This window comes from Bradyrhizobium sp. U531 (assembly GCF_051710265.1).
In the GTDB taxonomy this organism is placed as follows: domain Bacteria; phylum Pseudomonadota; class Alphaproteobacteria; order Rhizobiales; family Xanthobacteraceae; genus Bradyrhizobium.
The window spans coordinates 427,247-441,382 of record NZ_JASVEN010000001.1 but is presented as its reverse complement, the minus strand read 5'-3'; the positions used below and the strand labels follow the sequence as shown (position 1 = coordinate 441,382).

General features: G+C 64.4%; 16 protein-coding genes. 8 read left to right on the top strand and 8 right to left on the bottom strand.

Annotation, left to right across the window (positions count from 1 at the left end; translation table 11 throughout):
- The first annotated feature begins 111 nt into the window (after window positions 1-111).
- From QRQ56_RS02170 to QRQ56_RS02150, 5 genes are read left to right on the top strand one after another with little or no spacing between them, the layout of a single operon-like run.
- Window positions 112-1,098 (top strand): ABC transporter ATP-binding protein, encoded by a 987-nt coding sequence (locus tag QRQ56_RS02170; RefSeq protein WP_438737326.1) that lies wholly within the window; start codon window positions 112-114, stop codon window positions 1,096-1,098.
- Between the two features lie 43 nt (window positions 1,099-1,141).
- Window positions 1,142-2,431 carry an ABC transporter substrate-binding protein gene (locus QRQ56_RS02165; protein WP_438737324.1) on the top strand — a complete coding sequence of 430 codons (1,290 nt, stop codon included), beginning with the start codon at window positions 1,142-1,144 and terminating at the stop codon, window positions 2,429-2,431.
- A gap of 5 nt (window positions 2,432-2,436) precedes the next feature.
- Window positions 2,437-3,390: an ABC transporter permease gene (locus QRQ56_RS02160; RefSeq protein WP_438737322.1), complete on the top strand. Its 954-nt coding sequence runs from the start codon at window positions 2,437-2,439 to the stop codon at window positions 3,388-3,390.
- A 3-nt stretch (window positions 3,391-3,393) separates the two neighbouring features.
- Window positions 3,394-4,272 carry an ABC transporter permease gene (locus QRQ56_RS02155; protein WP_438737320.1) on the top strand — a complete coding sequence of 293 codons (879 nt, stop codon included), beginning with the start codon at window positions 3,394-3,396 and terminating at the stop codon, window positions 4,270-4,272.
- Between the two features lie 20 nt (window positions 4,273-4,292).
- On the top strand, window positions 4,293-5,024 hold the full coding sequence (locus tag QRQ56_RS02150; protein ID WP_438737318.1) for an aspartate/glutamate racemase family protein: 732 nt from the start codon (window positions 4,293-4,295) through the stop codon (window positions 5,022-5,024).
- 103 nt (window positions 5,025-5,127) lie between these two features.
- Here the strand turns inward: QRQ56_RS02150 and QRQ56_RS02145 are convergent, their stop codons facing one another.
- Window positions 5,128-6,399, bottom strand: coding sequence for a DUF892 family protein (locus tag QRQ56_RS02145; protein WP_438737316.1), 1,272 nt, complete (start codon window positions 6,397-6,399; stop codon window positions 5,128-5,130).
- Window positions 6,400-6,916: 517 nt separating this feature from the next.
- On the opposite strand from QRQ56_RS02145, the gene QRQ56_RS02140 reads away from it, so the two are divergent.
- Window positions 6,917-7,411: a hypothetical protein gene (locus tag QRQ56_RS02140; RefSeq protein WP_438737314.1), complete on the top strand. Its 495-nt coding sequence runs from the start codon at window positions 6,917-6,919 to the stop codon at window positions 7,409-7,411.
- 206 nt (window positions 7,412-7,617) lie between these two features.
- On the opposite strand, the gene QRQ56_RS02135 is transcribed toward QRQ56_RS02140, so the two are convergent.
- On the bottom strand, window positions 7,618-7,974 hold the full coding sequence (locus tag QRQ56_RS02135) for a hypothetical protein (protein ID WP_438737313.1): 357 nt from the start codon (window positions 7,972-7,974) through the stop codon (window positions 7,618-7,620).
- Between the two features lie 105 nt (window positions 7,975-8,079).
- Window positions 8,080-8,391 carry a hypothetical protein gene (locus tag QRQ56_RS02130; RefSeq protein ID WP_438737311.1) on the bottom strand — a complete coding sequence of 104 codons (312 nt, stop codon included), beginning with the start codon at window positions 8,389-8,391 and terminating at the stop codon, window positions 8,080-8,082.
- Window positions 8,392-8,486: 95 nt separating this feature from the next.
- Between QRQ56_RS02130 and QRQ56_RS02125 the strand changes: the two genes are divergently transcribed.
- Window positions 8,487-8,651: a hypothetical protein gene (locus QRQ56_RS02125; protein WP_438737309.1), complete on the top strand. Its 165-nt coding sequence runs from the start codon at window positions 8,487-8,489 to the stop codon at window positions 8,649-8,651.
- A gap of 27 nt (window positions 8,652-8,678) precedes the next feature.
- Here the strand turns inward: QRQ56_RS02125 and QRQ56_RS02120 are convergent, their stop codons facing one another.
- The 3 genes from QRQ56_RS02120 to QRQ56_RS02110 all read right to left on the bottom strand — a co-directional run bounded on the left by QRQ56_RS02120 (window position 8,679) and on the right by QRQ56_RS02110 (window position 11,451).
- On the bottom strand, window positions 8,679-10,370 hold the full coding sequence (locus QRQ56_RS02120; protein WP_438737307.1) for a PAS-domain containing protein: 1,692 nt from the start codon (window positions 10,368-10,370) through the stop codon (window positions 8,679-8,681).
- A 129-nt stretch (window positions 10,371-10,499) separates the two neighbouring features.
- Window positions 10,500-11,030, bottom strand: coding sequence for a gamma carbonic anhydrase family protein (locus QRQ56_RS02115; RefSeq protein ID WP_438737305.1), 531 nt, complete (start codon window positions 11,028-11,030; stop codon window positions 10,500-10,502).
- 91 nt (window positions 11,031-11,121) lie between these two features.
- Window positions 11,122-11,451 (bottom strand): DUF6949 family protein, encoded by a 330-nt coding sequence (locus QRQ56_RS02110; RefSeq protein WP_438737304.1) that lies wholly within the window; start codon window positions 11,449-11,451, stop codon window positions 11,122-11,124.
- 224 nt (window positions 11,452-11,675) lie between these two features.
- On the opposite strand from QRQ56_RS02110, the gene QRQ56_RS02105 reads away from it, so the two are divergent.
- A complete protein-coding gene (locus QRQ56_RS02105; RefSeq protein ID WP_438737303.1) occupies window positions 11,676-12,383 on the top strand; it encodes a hypothetical protein in 708 nt (235 codons plus the stop codon).
- Window positions 12,384-12,714: 331 nt separating this feature from the next.
- Here QRQ56_RS02105 and QRQ56_RS02100 read toward each other — a convergent pair whose 3' ends face one another.
- Entirely contained in the window at window positions 12,715-12,933 is a 219-nt protein-coding gene (locus QRQ56_RS02100; protein ID WP_007602550.1) for a DUF3126 family protein, read from the bottom strand.
- A 153-nt stretch (window positions 12,934-13,086) separates the two neighbouring features.
- A complete protein-coding gene (gene cysE / locus QRQ56_RS02095) occupies window positions 13,087-13,911 on the bottom strand; it encodes a serine O-acetyltransferase (RefSeq protein ID WP_438737301.1) in 825 nt (274 codons plus the stop codon).
- Between the last annotated feature and the right edge of the window lie 225 nt (window positions 13,912-14,136).

The window sequence follows — 14,136 nt, the reverse complement described above, 5'->3', positions numbered from 1 at the left end:
GATCTAACGATCTGACTCCGCTGCACAGTTTCGGAATTCGGCCTTTGGGCGGGCGTTTGGCACGGACCTTGCGGAGAGAGGCCGCAAGCACCGCCCTTCCCTGGACATGCCATGGCCACTCCCGCCGCCCTCGAACTGGTCGCCGTCACCAAGCGCTACGACACGACGCTGGCGGTCGACACCGTCAATCTGAAGATTCCGGCCGGCACCTATTGCTGCCTGCTCGGCCCGTCCGGCTGCGGCAAGACCTCGACCCTGCGGATGATCGCGGGCCACGAGGCGGTCAGCGCGGGCGACATCATCCTGGGCGCACAGAACGTCACCGACCTGCCGCCGGCCGAGCGCGGCACCGCCATGATGTTCCAGTCCTACGCGCTGTTTCCGCATCTGTCCGTGATCGACAACGTCGCCTTCGCCCTGAAGATGCGCGGCATCGACAAGCCGACGCGGCACAAGCGCGCCGGCGAGCTGCTCGAACTGGTGGCGATGAGCCAATATGCCGGCCGTCTGCCGGCGCAGCTCTCGGGCGGCCAGCAGCAGCGCGTGGCGCTCGCCCGCGCGCTGATCACCGAGCCGCAGATCCTGCTGCTCGACGAGCCGCTCTCGGCGCTCGATCCGTTCCTGCGGGTGAAGATGCGCGGCGAACTGAAGCGGCTGCAGCGCGAGCTCGGCATCAGCTTCATCCAGGTCACCCACGGCCAGGAAGAGGCGATGGCGCTCGCCGACCACATCGTGGTGATGAACCAGGGCAAGATCGAGCAGCAGGGCACCGCGCGCGAGATCTTCCACCATCCCCGCACCGAATTCGTGGCGCGCTTCATCGGCGGCCACAACGTGCTCAGCGACGCCGGCAAGCTCATCGCCGTGCGCGCCGATCAGCTCGGCATCAAGCCGTTCACTGACGGCGCGTTCGGCGCGCCGGCGCTGCTGACCCAGACCGAGTACCAGGGCTCCTACATCGCCGTCTCGCTCACGCTCGAGGACGGCACCGCCCTGTTCTCCCACGTTCCCGAAGCCACTTTCGACGTTCACCCGTTCCGTCCGGGCGATCGCGTGCTGGCCACCTGGGATCCCGCCAAGGCGCAACGTCTGCAATAGCGCCGATCGATCACTGGAAATGCGCAACAGAGGAGTGACTGACATGAGCAAGACCACTGGGACGAAGGGCGTCAGCCGCCGCACGCTGCTCAAGGGCACCGCGGGACTCGCCGGCCTTGCCGCCGGCTCCGGCGCCATCACCGGCTTTCCCTATGTGAAATCGGCCGACGCGAAGGTGCTGCGCTATCTCGGCACTGCCGTGAACGAGGGCGACGACATCTCCAAACAGTGCCTGAAGGACACCGGCATCAAGATCGAATACATCACCGCGACCACCGACGACGTCACCAAGCGCGTGATGACCCAGCCAAACTCCTTCGACGTGCTGGACACCGAATATTTCTCGCTGAAGAAGATCGTGCCGTCGGGCAACATCCTCGCCCTCGACGCGAAGAAGATCAAACAGTTCGACAACATCACGCCCGTCTTCACCAAGGGCGAGACGCCCGGCGGCAAGAAGATCGGCGGCCAGGGCACCGCGCCCTGGAAGGTGCTCTACCTCGAAGGCAAGGACTCCAAGAAGTTCGCGACGTCGGCGACCGAGTTCGTCACGCTGATCCCGACCGTCTACAACGCCGACACGCTCGGCATCCGTCCCGACCTGATCAAGCGGCCGATCAGTTCCTGGTCCGAACTGCTCAACCCCGAATTCAAGGGCAAGGCCTCGATCCTCAACATCCCCTCGATCGGCATCATGGATGCCGCGATGGTCGTGGAAGCCACCGGCAAGTACAAATATGCCGACAAGGGCAACATGACCAAGGAAGAGATCGATCTCACCATGAAGGTGATGACCGAAGCCAAGAAGGCCGGCCAGTTCCGCGCCTTCTGGAAAGACTTCAACGAGAGCGTCAACCTGATGGCGTCGGGCGAGACCGTAATCCAGTCGATGTGGTCGCCGGCGGTGACGAAGGTGCGCTCGATGGGGATCGCCTGCACCTTCCAGCCGCTGAAGGAAGGCTACCGCTCCTGGGCGTCGGGCTTCTGCGTCTCCAAGGGCGTGTCGGGTGCGAAGCTCGACTGGGCCTACGAGTTCGTCAACTGGTTCCTGTCCGGCTATGCCGGCGCCTATCTCAACCGCCAGGGCTACTACTCCGCCGTGCTCTCCACCGCCAAGGCGAACATGGAGCCCTACGAGTGGGCGTACTGGATGGAAGGCAAGCCGGCCGAGAAGGACATCAAGGCGCCCGACGGCTCGCTGCTGGAGAAGGCCGGCGCCGTGCGCGACGGCGGCTCCTATGAGGACCGCATGGGCGGCGTCGCCTGCTGGAACGCGGTGATGGACGAGAACGACTACATGGTCCGCAAATGGAATGAGTTCATCGCGGCGTAACGGAGATGTCGGAAGAAGTCCTGCAACAGGCATCCCCGGGCTTGATCCCGGGGTCGGGCACAGCGCGCGCGGCCAAGCCGACGCGCCTGTCGCCGTCGTTCGTCTCCTGGCTTCAGGCCGGGCCGATGATGCTGGTGTTTTTGGCCTTCTTCCTCATCCCACTCGTCTTCGTCGTCATCGTCTCGTTCTGGGACTACAACGAATACCAGCTGCTGCCGGCTTTCTCCGGCCGCGGCTACACCGACACGTTCGAGGGCTGCATCGCGCAGCTCCCCGAGCTCTGCACGATCGGCAAGACCTATCTGAAGACGCTGAAGCTCTGCTTCATGGTCTGGGCGATCACGTTGTTCATCGGCTTCTGGGTCGCCTATTTCCTCGCCTTCCACGTGAAGTCCAAGACCTGGCAGATGGGCTTGTCGCTGCTCTGCACGATCCCGTTCTGGACCTCCAACGTGATCCGCATGATCGCCTGGATTCCGCTGCTCGGGAGGAACGGCCTCGTCAATTCCGGTCTCGTGAAGACAGGCCTGGTCAGCCATCCCGTCGAATGGCTGCTGTTCTCCGAATTCTCCGTCGTGCTGGCGCTGGTGCACCTCTTCACCTTCTTCATGGTGGTGCCGATCTTCAATTCCATGATCCGGATCGACAAGTCGCTGATCGAGGCCGCCTATGACGCCGGCGCCACCGGCTTCCAGACGCTGGTCAACGTCATCATCCCGCTGGCGAAGCCCGGCATCGTGATCGGCTCGATCTTCGTCATCACCATCGTGATGGGCGATTTCATCACCATCGGCGTGATGGGCGGCCAGCAGATCGCGGCGGCCGGCAAGATCATCGAGACCCGGGTCAACGCGCTGCAATTCCCGGCCGCCGCCGCCAACGCCGTGATCCTGCTCGTCATCACCTTCCTGATCATCACCATGATGTCGCGCATCGTCGACATCAAGAAGGAGCTCTAGAGCATGAAGGAAGGACGCCCGCGCTCGTTCTACGTGCTCGCGATCTTCTTCGCGGCCTATGTGCTGTTTCTCTACGGCCCGATGATCGCGATCTACGTGCTGTCGTTCCAGGGGCCGTCGGGTGGCCTCACCTTCCCGATGAATGGCGTGTCGACGTTCTGGATCGCAAAACTGTTCCAAGGCACCGGCATCGTCGATCTCGGCGCGGCGTTCCGCCGCTCGCTGCTGCTCGGCGTGATCGTGATGATCGTCACCGTCGTGCTGTCGGTCGCGGCCGGCATGGCGTTCCGCAGGAAGTTCAGGGCACAGAGCATCCTGTTCTATTCCGCGATCGCGAGCCTCATTGTTCCCTCGATCATCACCTCGCTCGGCATCTCCCTCGAATTCCGCATCATCGACGATTTGATCAAGGCGCATTGGAACGAGAATTTCGAGACCTCGATGGGCCTGCTGACGTCGGGTCTCGGCGCGCATCTGACCTGGACGCTGCCGTTCGGCCTGCTCATCATGTTCGCGATCTTCAACCGCTTCGATCCCAGGCTCGAGGAAGCCGCGCGCGATCTCGGCGCCACGCCGTGGCAGACTTTCCGCCACGTCGTGCTGCCGATCATCCTGCCCTCGGTGATCGGCATCGGCCTGTTCGGCTTCACGCTGTCATGGGACGAGCTTGCCCGCTCCAGCCAGGCGATCGGCGCGGTGAACACGTTGCCGCTCGATCTGCAGGGCCTCACCACCACGGTGACCAACCCCGACATCTACGCGCTCGGCACCGTGATCTCCGCCGTGTCGTTCACGGTGATCACGCTTGCGCTCGGCACCATCCACATGCTCAACAAGCGGCAGGCGGCCAAGGGTTCGGACGCCGGTAAAGGGCTCGTCTGACAAGAGGATTGTCTGTTCCGATGCGGCTGCACGTCGTCAATCCCAACACCACTGCATCGATGACGGCGAAGATCGCCGATGCGGCACGCAGCGTCGCCCTGCCCGGCACGGTGATCGACGCGCGGCAGCCGGCGATGGGGCCGGTCTCGATCGAGGGATTCTACGACGAAGCCTTCGCCGTGCCCGGCATGCTCGGCTGCATCCGCGAGGCCGACCGCGACGGCGCCGAGGCGCACATCATCGCCTGCTTCGACGACACCGGCCTCGATGCCGCGCGCGCGGTCGCGAAGGCGCCGGTGATCGGCATTGGCGAAGCCGGTTTCCACATGGCGAGCCTGATCGCCGCACGCTTTGCGGTGGTGACGACGCTCGGCGTTTCCATCGTGCCGATCGAGCATAATTTGCGGAAATACGGACTCGCGGAGCGCTGCGCCCGGGTTCGCGCCGCCGAGGTGCCCGTGCTCGCGCTCGAAGAGCGCAACACGGTCGCGCTCGGCAAGATATCCGCGGAGATCACGGCCGCGATCCGCGACGACCGCGCGGAGGCGATCGTGCTCGGCTGCGCCGGCATGGCCGATCTCGCCGGCGAGCTCGCCGCCACGCATGGCCTGCCCGTCATCGACGGCGTCGCGGCTGCAGTGACCCTGGCGGAATCACTGGTCCGGCTGGGGCTGAAAACCTCCCGGCTCGGGCCCTATGCGGCGCCGCGCACGAAGACCTATACGGGGCCGTTTTCGGAGTTCGAGCCTTAGGCTTGGCTCACCGGGCCGGCCGCTCCGTGCAGACGGCTCAGCGACCGGCACCCCTTCCTTAGGGCTCGCCGGTCGCCGATCTTGGGTCTGCAAGTTTATCGCGCTACTCGGTCTGCTCCACCGCAGCAGGCATCTTCGCCACCGACATCAGCGATCGCGCGACCTGGTTGAGCAACTGATCCGCGTTCTCCTCCTCTGCCAGCGACTTCGACAGCAGGGCGACGATGGCGCTGTGACGCAGTTGTTGGGCAAGGTTGCGGGCGGTGCTGTAGCCGGCGATCTCGTAATGCTCGACACGCTGCGCCGCGCCGATCAAGGCGAGGTCGGCGGCCGCGTCCTCTTTCTTTTCACCTTCGTCGATGATCTCCTGCCCTTCCGCGACGAGGCCCATCATGCCCTTGCAGGGCTTGGCCCGCGGGGTCTTGCCGAGCATTTCGAAGCATTCGTTGATACGCTCGATCTGGGCCTCGGTCTCGGCGAGATGCAGCTCGAACAGTTCGCGCAGTTGATCGAAGCGCGCCGCTTCCGCCATTTTCGGCAGCGCCTTCGTCAGTTGCTTCTCAGCGTGAAGGATATCGCGAAGCTCGTCGAGCAGGAGATCGCCGAGCCCGGTTTCGTCCGCCGGCGGTGAACTCTCGGTCACGATGCCGCTCGCGGGTCCCGGTTCGCCGGCCTGGATCGCGGGCGATTCGGTGAAGACCCAGTCGCCGCCTTCGTTCCAGGGGCCGCGGGTGTCGATCTCGCCGTGATCGCCGGCTCCCGTCGAATCGTTGAAGAACTGGTCAACCAGACCCGGCGTCGGCGCGATGCGGCCGATGCTGAAGGCGGGCTTTTCCATGCTCTCGAGCGCCAGCGCGAACGCCTTCATGTGGGTGATCTCGCGGGTCATCAGGAATTGCAGGGCATCCTTGCTGCCGGCGTCATCGCAGAAATTGATCAGCCGCTCGTAGACGATCTTGGCCCGCGCTTCGGCTGCGATGTTGCTGCGCAAATCGACATCGAGCTCGCCGGTGATCTTTAGATAGTCCGCAGTCCAGGCGTTGCCTTGCGAATTGAACAGGTTGACGCCGCCGCCTCCGGCGATCGCGATCAACGGATCGGCTTCGGCCGCCTGACGATCGAACTTCGACGGCTTCAGATGCATGCGCGCCAATGTGCCGACAACTTCCAGATGGCTCAGTTCTTCCGTGCCGATGTCCATCAACAGATCCTTGCGGTCAGGATCCTCGCAGTTGAGGCCCTGAATTGAATATTGCATGGCGGCGGCCAGCTCACCGTTGGCGCCACCGAATTGTTCGAGCAGCATGTTGCCGAAGCGAGGGTCCGGCTCGTCGACGCGAACGGTGAACATGAGTTTCTTGACGTGGTGATACATGGAGGAGAAGCCTCGAGTTTGGGGAGAGATCGACTCCCGAACGGACCCGCATTGCGGTTGTTCCTATCGCGATGAAGAGCGCAGCCCCGCGACAACGCGTGTCGACTGACCTCGCGACGCACGCGGACGAGGTCGGATCCGACAAAGGGAAGTTTCGTCGGGCACGCGCGAAGGCGCAGGAGGCGTTGAGCAAGGCCTGGAAGAAAGGGAGGGTCCGCTCCCGTCTCTACCGGGCTGACGGAGATGCCGCAGGCGGTGCGGCATGGCTTGGCCCGTTCTCTTCGGAGCGGCCTTCGCCGGGGCTATGCATCCGTATTTTTACGGAAGTCACCTTCGATAGGCACGATCACCCTGCCCGGGGGCTGGATCGGCTGTGTTTTTTGCCCCTCAGCCTCTTTTTGGTCCCAATTGTTGCCGAACAGTAACACTTTCGGGACCTCCCGGCCGCGCCCTGTTCTGCGTTCTCGTGCTGCCGCTCTTCGCCAATCACCAAGTTTCAATTTGGGTTTTGTCAGCGATGATCGATCTCGCCCAGGACACACCGTCCAATCCCCTGCTTCGCCTTGGCGCTCAGCCGATCGCGCTGACCGCCGCCGCCCTGCTCCTGCTGATCGCCGGCGTGACCTCGATCGCGATCTGGCGGGCCTATACCGGCGCCGCCCCTGAGCCCGACCGGGTGGTGGCATCGCGACAACTCCAGGCCCGGACCGCGCAGGCGTCCGAGCAACTGGTCGAGAAGACCAAGGGACTGGAGGCGACCCAGCAGGAATCGATCGACCAGCTCCAAGTGGTGCAGGATCAGCTGCAGACCATGAAGCGGCTGATGGCGGCACAGCAGGCCGACACCAAGCGCCTGTCCGAGCAGGTGGCGTCGCTCAACGAATCCATCGACGGCCTGCGGCAATCGTTTGCCAGCGCGCGGTCCACCGACGTCGAAACGCCCACGGTTACCCGTAGGAAACCGGCCCGGCACCGCGTCCATATCAGCGCACGGAAGCGCTCGCGCGGCTGAAAAGCCCACGGCGGGACTAATTTTTTCCACTTGTGAACTGGATCACATTCCTCCGTATGATTCCGCGCGATGCTCGCGGTTACCGGATGGCGTGAGCCGATTTCAATGTCCGGGGCTGGCAAGGTCGTTGACGGTATACTGCGTCAACGGCCTTGTTTTTTGGTCGGTCAACCTTTCACCGAGCCGCTATTCCTGTCGCCAAGCCGCTATTCGCAGACGTCCACGCGACGGTATCGCCATCCGGCTGGGGTCCTGACGCGCTTCCGCGCCACGTAGCAGCCGCCATAGCCATCGTTGTAGGCAGGACCATAGTCGTCGGGAACGGCGTAATAGGGGTAGCCGTAGCCATAGCCGTAATAGCCGCCGTACAGGCCGGCACCGGCGATGCCCGCCCCGATCCCCACGCCCGGCCAGAAGCCGCCCCCATGCCAGTGGCCACCATGGCCCCAACCGCCACCATGCCCCCAGCCACCGTGTCCAAATCCGCGCGCCTCGGCCGCCTGCGGCACCGACAAGCCGATTGCCGCGACGGCCAGCGCCGCCATCATCATCCTGCGTAACATTACTCGATCCTCTGCGTGGAAACGCTCCACGCTTCAAAGCGGGGACCAAGCTAACGTTATCGGGGCAGTCCGGACAGCCACACTGCCTCACTTCCCCGCGAGCATTCAGCAGCCGCGGCAGATGCTCTTGAGCTTCTTGTCGAGCATGCGATTCTCGGCGGCGACGGCCGCATCTGTCCCACCGCCCGTGGCGGCGCCGCCTCCGCCGCCCCGGCCTGACGACTGCGCCGTGCCGAGACTGTTGGTGCCGGGCGATGAGGCGGACGAATTGGCGACACCGCCGGTCGATCCCGCCGCTCCACCGCTCGATCCGGCAGATCCGCCGGCCGCCTGCGCGAAGGCGACGGCGGGCATCGCCGCCAGCGCGAAGATCAGGATCATGGTCTTGAGGGAGGCAGTTGCGGGCGACGTGGCCATCGGAAATCTCCTTTCCCGGTCAACCGCCGCTGCGAAGCTCAGTTCCGGAACAATTGCCGCGCCATCAGCTTGAAAGCTCGAGGAGACCAGTCACGATGACCGATCGCGATCCCTTTGCGGAGGGCGAACGCGCCGCGCGCGAAAACATTCCAGCCGAGGCCAATCCCTATCAAAACGGCAGCGACGAACATGCGCTGTGGGTCGCCGGCCACGAGAGGGTCGCCGGCGCCATCGAGGCCGGCGAATCCGAAGGGCGCTGACGCGCCGCAGCCGCGGCGCAAGCGACGTTACGCGGCCGCCACCAACTTCTCGGTGCGGTCCTCGACCATGGTCACGAACATGTGGGACTCTTCGCCCGCGCCGCCAATCTGAACCCGGCGCGCGGAGATCACGCGACGCCCGCGCGTGGGATTGTCGATGGTGTCGATGATCGGCTCGAGCTGCTGCTTCTGCGCGAGCAGTTGCTGGTCGCGCCGTTCGATCAGCTCGGCCGCATCGGGGGAGAACAATTCCCGCGCGGTCTTGCCGATGATCTCGCTGCGCGCCATGCCGATCATCTTCTCGGCGGCCTTGTTGACGAAGACGTAGCGCAAATTGCGCGCATCCTTGGCGATGATGCCCTCGGCCACGTTCTCGATGATGGTGGCGAGGAAGCGCTCCATGCGCTGGAGAATGCGCTCATGCTGACGCTGCTCGGTGACATCCTCCTGCACCGACACCCAGCCGCCGCCGTCCATCGGACGCTCGTAGATCTTGATGGTGCGGCCATCGTTCAGGGCGATCTCGTAAGACGCCGGCTCGCGCTTGTCGATCCGGTCGATGACCGCCGCGACGTATTTCGCGACGTTGCCGCTGAACAGTCCGCTCTCGACCCGATGCTGGAGGATCTCCTCGAGCGTCGATCCGGCCTGGATCGTCTCGGGCAGATTGTAGATCCGGCGGTAGTTGGAGTTCATCGCGACCACGTTGGCCTTGCCGTCGAGCATGACCAGACCTTGCGGCATGCTGTTGATCGCGGCCGAAAGCTGCCACTTCTTGGCCTGGTACTTGTCGTTGAAATTGTCGCGCTCGGTTCTCGCCGCGTCACGCGCCTGCGCGGTGCCGAGCTCGAGCTCCTCGAGCTCGAAGATGCGTGCAACGGCGTCGCGGAAATTCTGCACGGCGCGCGCAAGTCGCCCGATCTCGTCGTGACGGCCGAGATGCGGCACCTCGCTCTTGACGTCGCCTTGCGCGATCCGGTCGGTCGCCTGCGTGATATCGGCCAGCGCACCGACCACGGAGCCGCGCATGACAACGACGTTCAGTCCCGCGAACAGCAGCGCCGCAAGCCCCAGCGCGAACAGATAGGCCGCCGCGTAGCGGTTCTCGTCGGCGAGCGCGTCGGCATCGAGGGCGCGCTGCCTGTAGATCCGCTCGAGCGCCTCGAGGTCCGTGTTGAGCTGGCTGCGCAGCGTCCTGTTGGCGGTGTTGTCGCCCCATTCGCGCGCCGCCGCGGAGCTGATCTCCATGCCGCGCCGCGCCAGCTCCTGGCGAAACGTGATGAATTGCGCGATGCGCTGGCGGAAGGCGCCGAACAGCTCGGCATCGTCGTCGCTGACGGTGCGCTCCATGCTCTTGACGGCGTCGGCCAGCTCGCGGTTGCGCCGGACCAGCCCGTCCGCGAACGGCATCATCGCACGGCGATCGGTGGACATGTAGATGCCGCGCGACTCCATCACGGCGGCGTAGATCAGCGCGTTGATGCGGCCGACATTGATCGCGGCCGCCGCGGAAGACGAATGCATGTGTCGATACGTCGTCTGCAGGCGCACGGACTGCACCGACATCACCAGCAGGAAGGTGGTGACGATCGCGAGAAAGGCAGCAATGCTGTAGACCTTCTCCGCAACGCTCAGCGTATCGGCGCCGCGCGCGAAGCGAACGAATTTCTTCAATAGATTGGTGCCGGAAGCGAGGCCGGATCCCAATGCAGCGTCCATGGCGCCGCCCTCCCTGGTTGAAACATCCCAGGCTACCGCCTGCGGTGCTAGCGGGGGCTTAAGGTTTCAACCAGTATTGTTACGGCATGGAACCGGGACGGCGGGACCCGACCGGGCACCGCCTGGGCGTCAGCCGATCCGCTTCAGCCCCTTCTGGAAGCGCGGACCATTGGCGGCATAGAACTTGGCCGCGCTTCCCATGCGCTGCACCTGGGCATCGTCGAGCGTACGCAGCACACGGGCGGGCGAGCCGATGATGAGCGAGCGTTCCGGAAACTCCTTGCCCTCGGTGATGACGGAACCGGCACCGACGATGCTGTTGCGGCCGATCCTGGCGCCGTTCATCACGATCGAGCCCATGCCGACGAGAGCGCCCTCCTCGATGGTGCAGCCGTGCAGGATGACGTTGTGGCCGACCGTGCAGTTCTTGCCGACGACGAGCGGGAAGCCGAGATCGGTGTGACAGGTCGAGCCGTCCTGCACATTGGCGCCCTCGCCGATCTCGATCCACTCATTGTCGCCGCGCAGCACAGCGCCGAACCAGACGCTGGCCCCTGGCTTCAGGCGCACGCGGCCGATCACGGTCGCGGTGTCGGCAATGAAGTAATTGCCGTCGGCGGGAAGGTCGGGCGCCTGCCCGTCGAGCTCGTAGATCGCCATGGAGGTCTCCTGTCGCGTCGCGCACAGGCATAGCCAAACCGCAGCTCCGACGCAAAGGGCCGCCGTGAAGGCGGCGCCTGACGCGCTGGTCTCAGCCCAGAACGCCGGCCGCGCGCAGCGTCATCAGGAAGAAGGTGCCGCTCATCATGCTCCAGAAGCCGGCGATGACGGTCGCCATCATCACGAACTCGGCGCGGCGGGTCTCCACCCGCATGCCCCGGAGCGTGTTGCGCATGATGATGAAGGGCGCGGCGAACACCAGGAACGGAACTGCCGCAAAGGTCTTCGGCGCCACGCCGTCCTGCAGCAGGCCGAAGCCCGCGGGCCGGTGCGCGACCGCCTGGTATCCGTTCACGAGCGCGCCCGCGAGCGCGAAACCGATGCAAATCGAGAACAGGGTATTGAAAGCTTCAGGTGTCATCGGAACGGTCCGCCCTTACGCAACGCCACCGCCTTCCTGTGACAAAGAGTGCCGGTTAACGCTACATTATCCTTAAGGGAAGGTTAACGACGTCGCCCGGGAAGCGCAGGGCCGCCCCCGCCCGCCGCAGATGCGGAACGCTGCGCGAAAACGCCGCCCCGTGGCATATTCCCCGCTGATTCGTCGGCCACCGGCCGACATCCGGTTCGACCCAGCGCAAGCTCATGACGGTGTTTTCGGCAGCTTCCCTCAGATCCCCACGCACGCGCACCCGGGCGCATGTCGTGCCGATCCTGCTCGGCAGCGCGGCGGCATTGGGCGCGGTCGCGCTGGTCGCCTATCTGTTGTGGCCGACCTGGGGCGCAGGTGGCGCGAACGCCCCGGACAAGCTGCCGGTGAGCATCGGCGGCACGCTGTTCAACCTGCCGGTGACCGCGATCCGCATGAAGATCCAGCGCCACTCCGGGCCGCAGGAGCGGATCGACCTCGACTTCCTCTACCCCTCACTGGAGCCGCCCGGCGCGCCGAAGCACGTCACCGCCGATACGGTGGAGACGGCGGTGCAGTCGATCGATCGCATCTTCCTGTCGATCTCGGCGCATCACGACGCGCTCTCGCCCGAGCAGCGCACCGCCACCATTTATCCGCGCTATCTCGACCAGGCGGCAGTGTCGCCCGCTGACGGCCTGACGATGCGGATGTTCCGCAGCGATACGCCTTACGGCAGCGAGGATCTCTATTCGGCGGCGAGCCCGGCGCTGACCGCGCGCTGCACGCGCGATGCGGCGACGCCCGGCATGTGCCTGTCCGAACGCCGCGTCGGCGGCGCCGACCTCACCTTCCGCTTTCCGCGCAGCTGGCTGTCGCAATGGCGCGACGCGGCGGAAGCGATGGACAGGCTGACCGCGCAATTGCGCGGGCCGAAGGGCTGAGCGCGGGCGCGTACGCCCAAAGCAAAAACTGCAAAACAACCCCATGCACAGTAGCAAGTGCTTGGCGCACTTCGTATTTTTCGAAGGAAATTTTCGGGCGATTTGGCATCTTCGTCATTGCGAGCGCAGCGGCGCAGCGAAGCAATGACGGCGTGGAAAGAGCGCGGCTCAATCTCGGTGCGTGCCCCGGACGCAGCGCAGCGTCGCTTCGACGGTGCGCTGCAGAGCCGGGGCCCATGTTGGAGAGGCGCCGTGGAGCTTCTGGGTCCCGGCTCTGCACTGCAACGCTGAAGGCGTTGCAGTGCGTCCGGGACACGAGAGCGCACAGAGACTATTCCTGATCGACGAGATCGTCTTCGAGGATCGCCATCTGGAACTGGAAGGAGCGATCATCGTCCTCGTCGTCGACAAAGAGAACGCCGATGAATTCCTCGCCGATATAGACTTCGGCGGAATCGTCCTTCTTCGGCCGCGGCACGACGCGGATCTTGGGATTGCCGAATACGCGCTTCAGATACGCATCGAGCTTTCTGACTTCTTTGACGTCCACGGCAAGTCTCCGATCGAAATTGGTCGGCGGGTTTTAGGACGAGATGCGGCGAACCGCCAGCATGAATTGCCAAAGAATTTGGGGACGAAAAGGGCCTGAAAAATCCGGCCCTTGCACGCGAGCTCAGAGCCCCATGTCTCAAAGTCCCATGTCTCAAAGTCCCATGGCGTTGATCATCTGATCCATGGTGCGCGACGGCTCGGCACAGCCGGCCTCGCCGACGATCTTGGCCGGCACGCCCGCGACCGTGACGTTGTGCGGCACGGGCTTGACCACGACCGAGCCGGCGGCGATGCGCGCGCAATGGCCGATCTCGATGTTGCCGAGGATCTTCGCGCCGGCGCCGATCAGGACGCCGTGACGAATCTTCGGGTGACGATCCTCGTTCTCCTTGCCGGTGCCGCCGAGCGTGACGCCATGCAGGATCGAGACGTCGTCCTCGATCACAGCCGTCTCGCCGCAGACGAAGCCGGTGGCGTGGTCGAGGAAGATGCCGCGGCCGATGCGCGCGGCGGGATTGATGTCGGTCTGAAACACCGCCGAGGCGCGGCTCTGCAGGTAATACGAAAAATCCTTGCGGCCCTTCAGATAGAGCCAGTGTGCCAGACGATGGGTCTGGATGGCGTGGAAGCCCTTGAAGTAGAGCAAGGGATCGATGAAGCGCGAGGTCGCGGGATCGCGGTCGTAGACGGCGACAAGATCGGCGCGGAAGGCGTTACCGAGATCGGGATCGTCGCGCAGGGCGTCCATATAGGCCTGGCGCACCAGGTCGCCCGACAGCGCGGAATGATCGAGCCGCTCGGCGACGCGGTGGATCACCGAATCTTCCAGGCGGCCGTGATGCAGCACCGACGAATAGATGAAGGTCGCAAGCTCCGGCTCGCGACGGACGATGTCCTCCGCTTCGCCCTTGATCCGGTCCCAGATCGGATCGAGCGATGCGAGCTTTCCTCCCGGATTGACCTGATGCACTGCCATGGAATTGCTCTCCGGGATTTGCTCGTTCGAATAGACCCGTTTCACCGGTTCTATAGCATAGTCTAGGCGGCAAAGTCCTGACGGGCTTGCCTGAGAGTGAACAGCACCTTGCCCCGCCAAAGCACGCCAAGACGTTGAAACACAAGAGTTTCTTCTGACGCCCCCAAGTGGCAAGGTCGGCTCAAAGTGGTCAGAGTTTTGCCAAATTCAAGCCGGGCGGCGTCA

Bases quoted from the DNA above. Each gene is read 5' to 3' on its own strand.
- QRQ56_RS02130 (WP_438737311.1), bottom strand. From the start codon at position 8,391: ATGGCCACGTCGCCCGCAACTGCCTCCCTCAAGACCATGATCCTGATC.
- QRQ56_RS02110 (WP_438737304.1), bottom strand. From the start codon at position 11,451: ATGACACCTGAAGCTTTCAATACCCTGTTCTCGATTTGCATCGGTTTC.
- QRQ56_RS02170 (WP_438737326.1), top strand. From the start codon at position 112: ATGGCCACTCCCGCCGCCCTCGAACTGGTCGCCGTCACCAAGCGCTAC.
- QRQ56_RS02150 (WP_438737318.1), top strand. From the start codon at position 4,293: ATGCGGCTGCACGTCGTCAATCCCAACACCACTGCATCGATGACGGCG.
- QRQ56_RS02115 (WP_438737305.1), bottom strand. From the start codon at position 11,030: ATGGCGATCTACGAGCTCGACGGGCAGGCGCCCGACCTTCCCGCCGAC.
- QRQ56_RS02125 (WP_438737309.1), top strand. From the start codon at position 8,487: ATGACCGATCGCGATCCCTTTGCGGAGGGCGAACGCGCCGCGCGCGAA.
- cysE (WP_438737301.1), bottom strand. From the start codon at position 13,911: ATGGCAGTGCATCAGGTCAATCCGGGAGGAAAGCTCGCATCGCTCGAT.
- QRQ56_RS02120 (WP_438737307.1), bottom strand. From the start codon at position 10,370: ATGGACGCTGCATTGGGATCCGGCCTCGCTTCCGGCACCAATCTATTG.
- QRQ56_RS02140 (WP_438737314.1), top strand. From the start codon at position 6,917: ATGATCGATCTCGCCCAGGACACACCGTCCAATCCCCTGCTTCGCCTT.
- QRQ56_RS02160 (WP_438737322.1), top strand. From the start codon at position 2,437: ATGTCGGAAGAAGTCCTGCAACAGGCATCCCCGGGCTTGATCCCGGGG.
- QRQ56_RS02165 (WP_438737324.1), top strand. From the start codon at position 1,142: ATGAGCAAGACCACTGGGACGAAGGGCGTCAGCCGCCGCACGCTGCTC.
- QRQ56_RS02105 (WP_438737303.1), top strand. From the start codon at position 11,676: ATGACGGTGTTTTCGGCAGCTTCCCTCAGATCCCCACGCACGCGCACC.
- QRQ56_RS02155 (WP_438737320.1), top strand. From the start codon at position 3,394: ATGAAGGAAGGACGCCCGCGCTCGTTCTACGTGCTCGCGATCTTCTTC.
- QRQ56_RS02145 (WP_438737316.1), bottom strand. From the start codon at position 6,399: ATGTATCACCACGTCAAGAAACTCATGTTCACCGTTCGCGTCGACGAG.
- QRQ56_RS02135 (WP_438737313.1), bottom strand. From the start codon at position 7,974: ATGTTACGCAGGATGATGATGGCGGCGCTGGCCGTCGCGGCAATCGGC.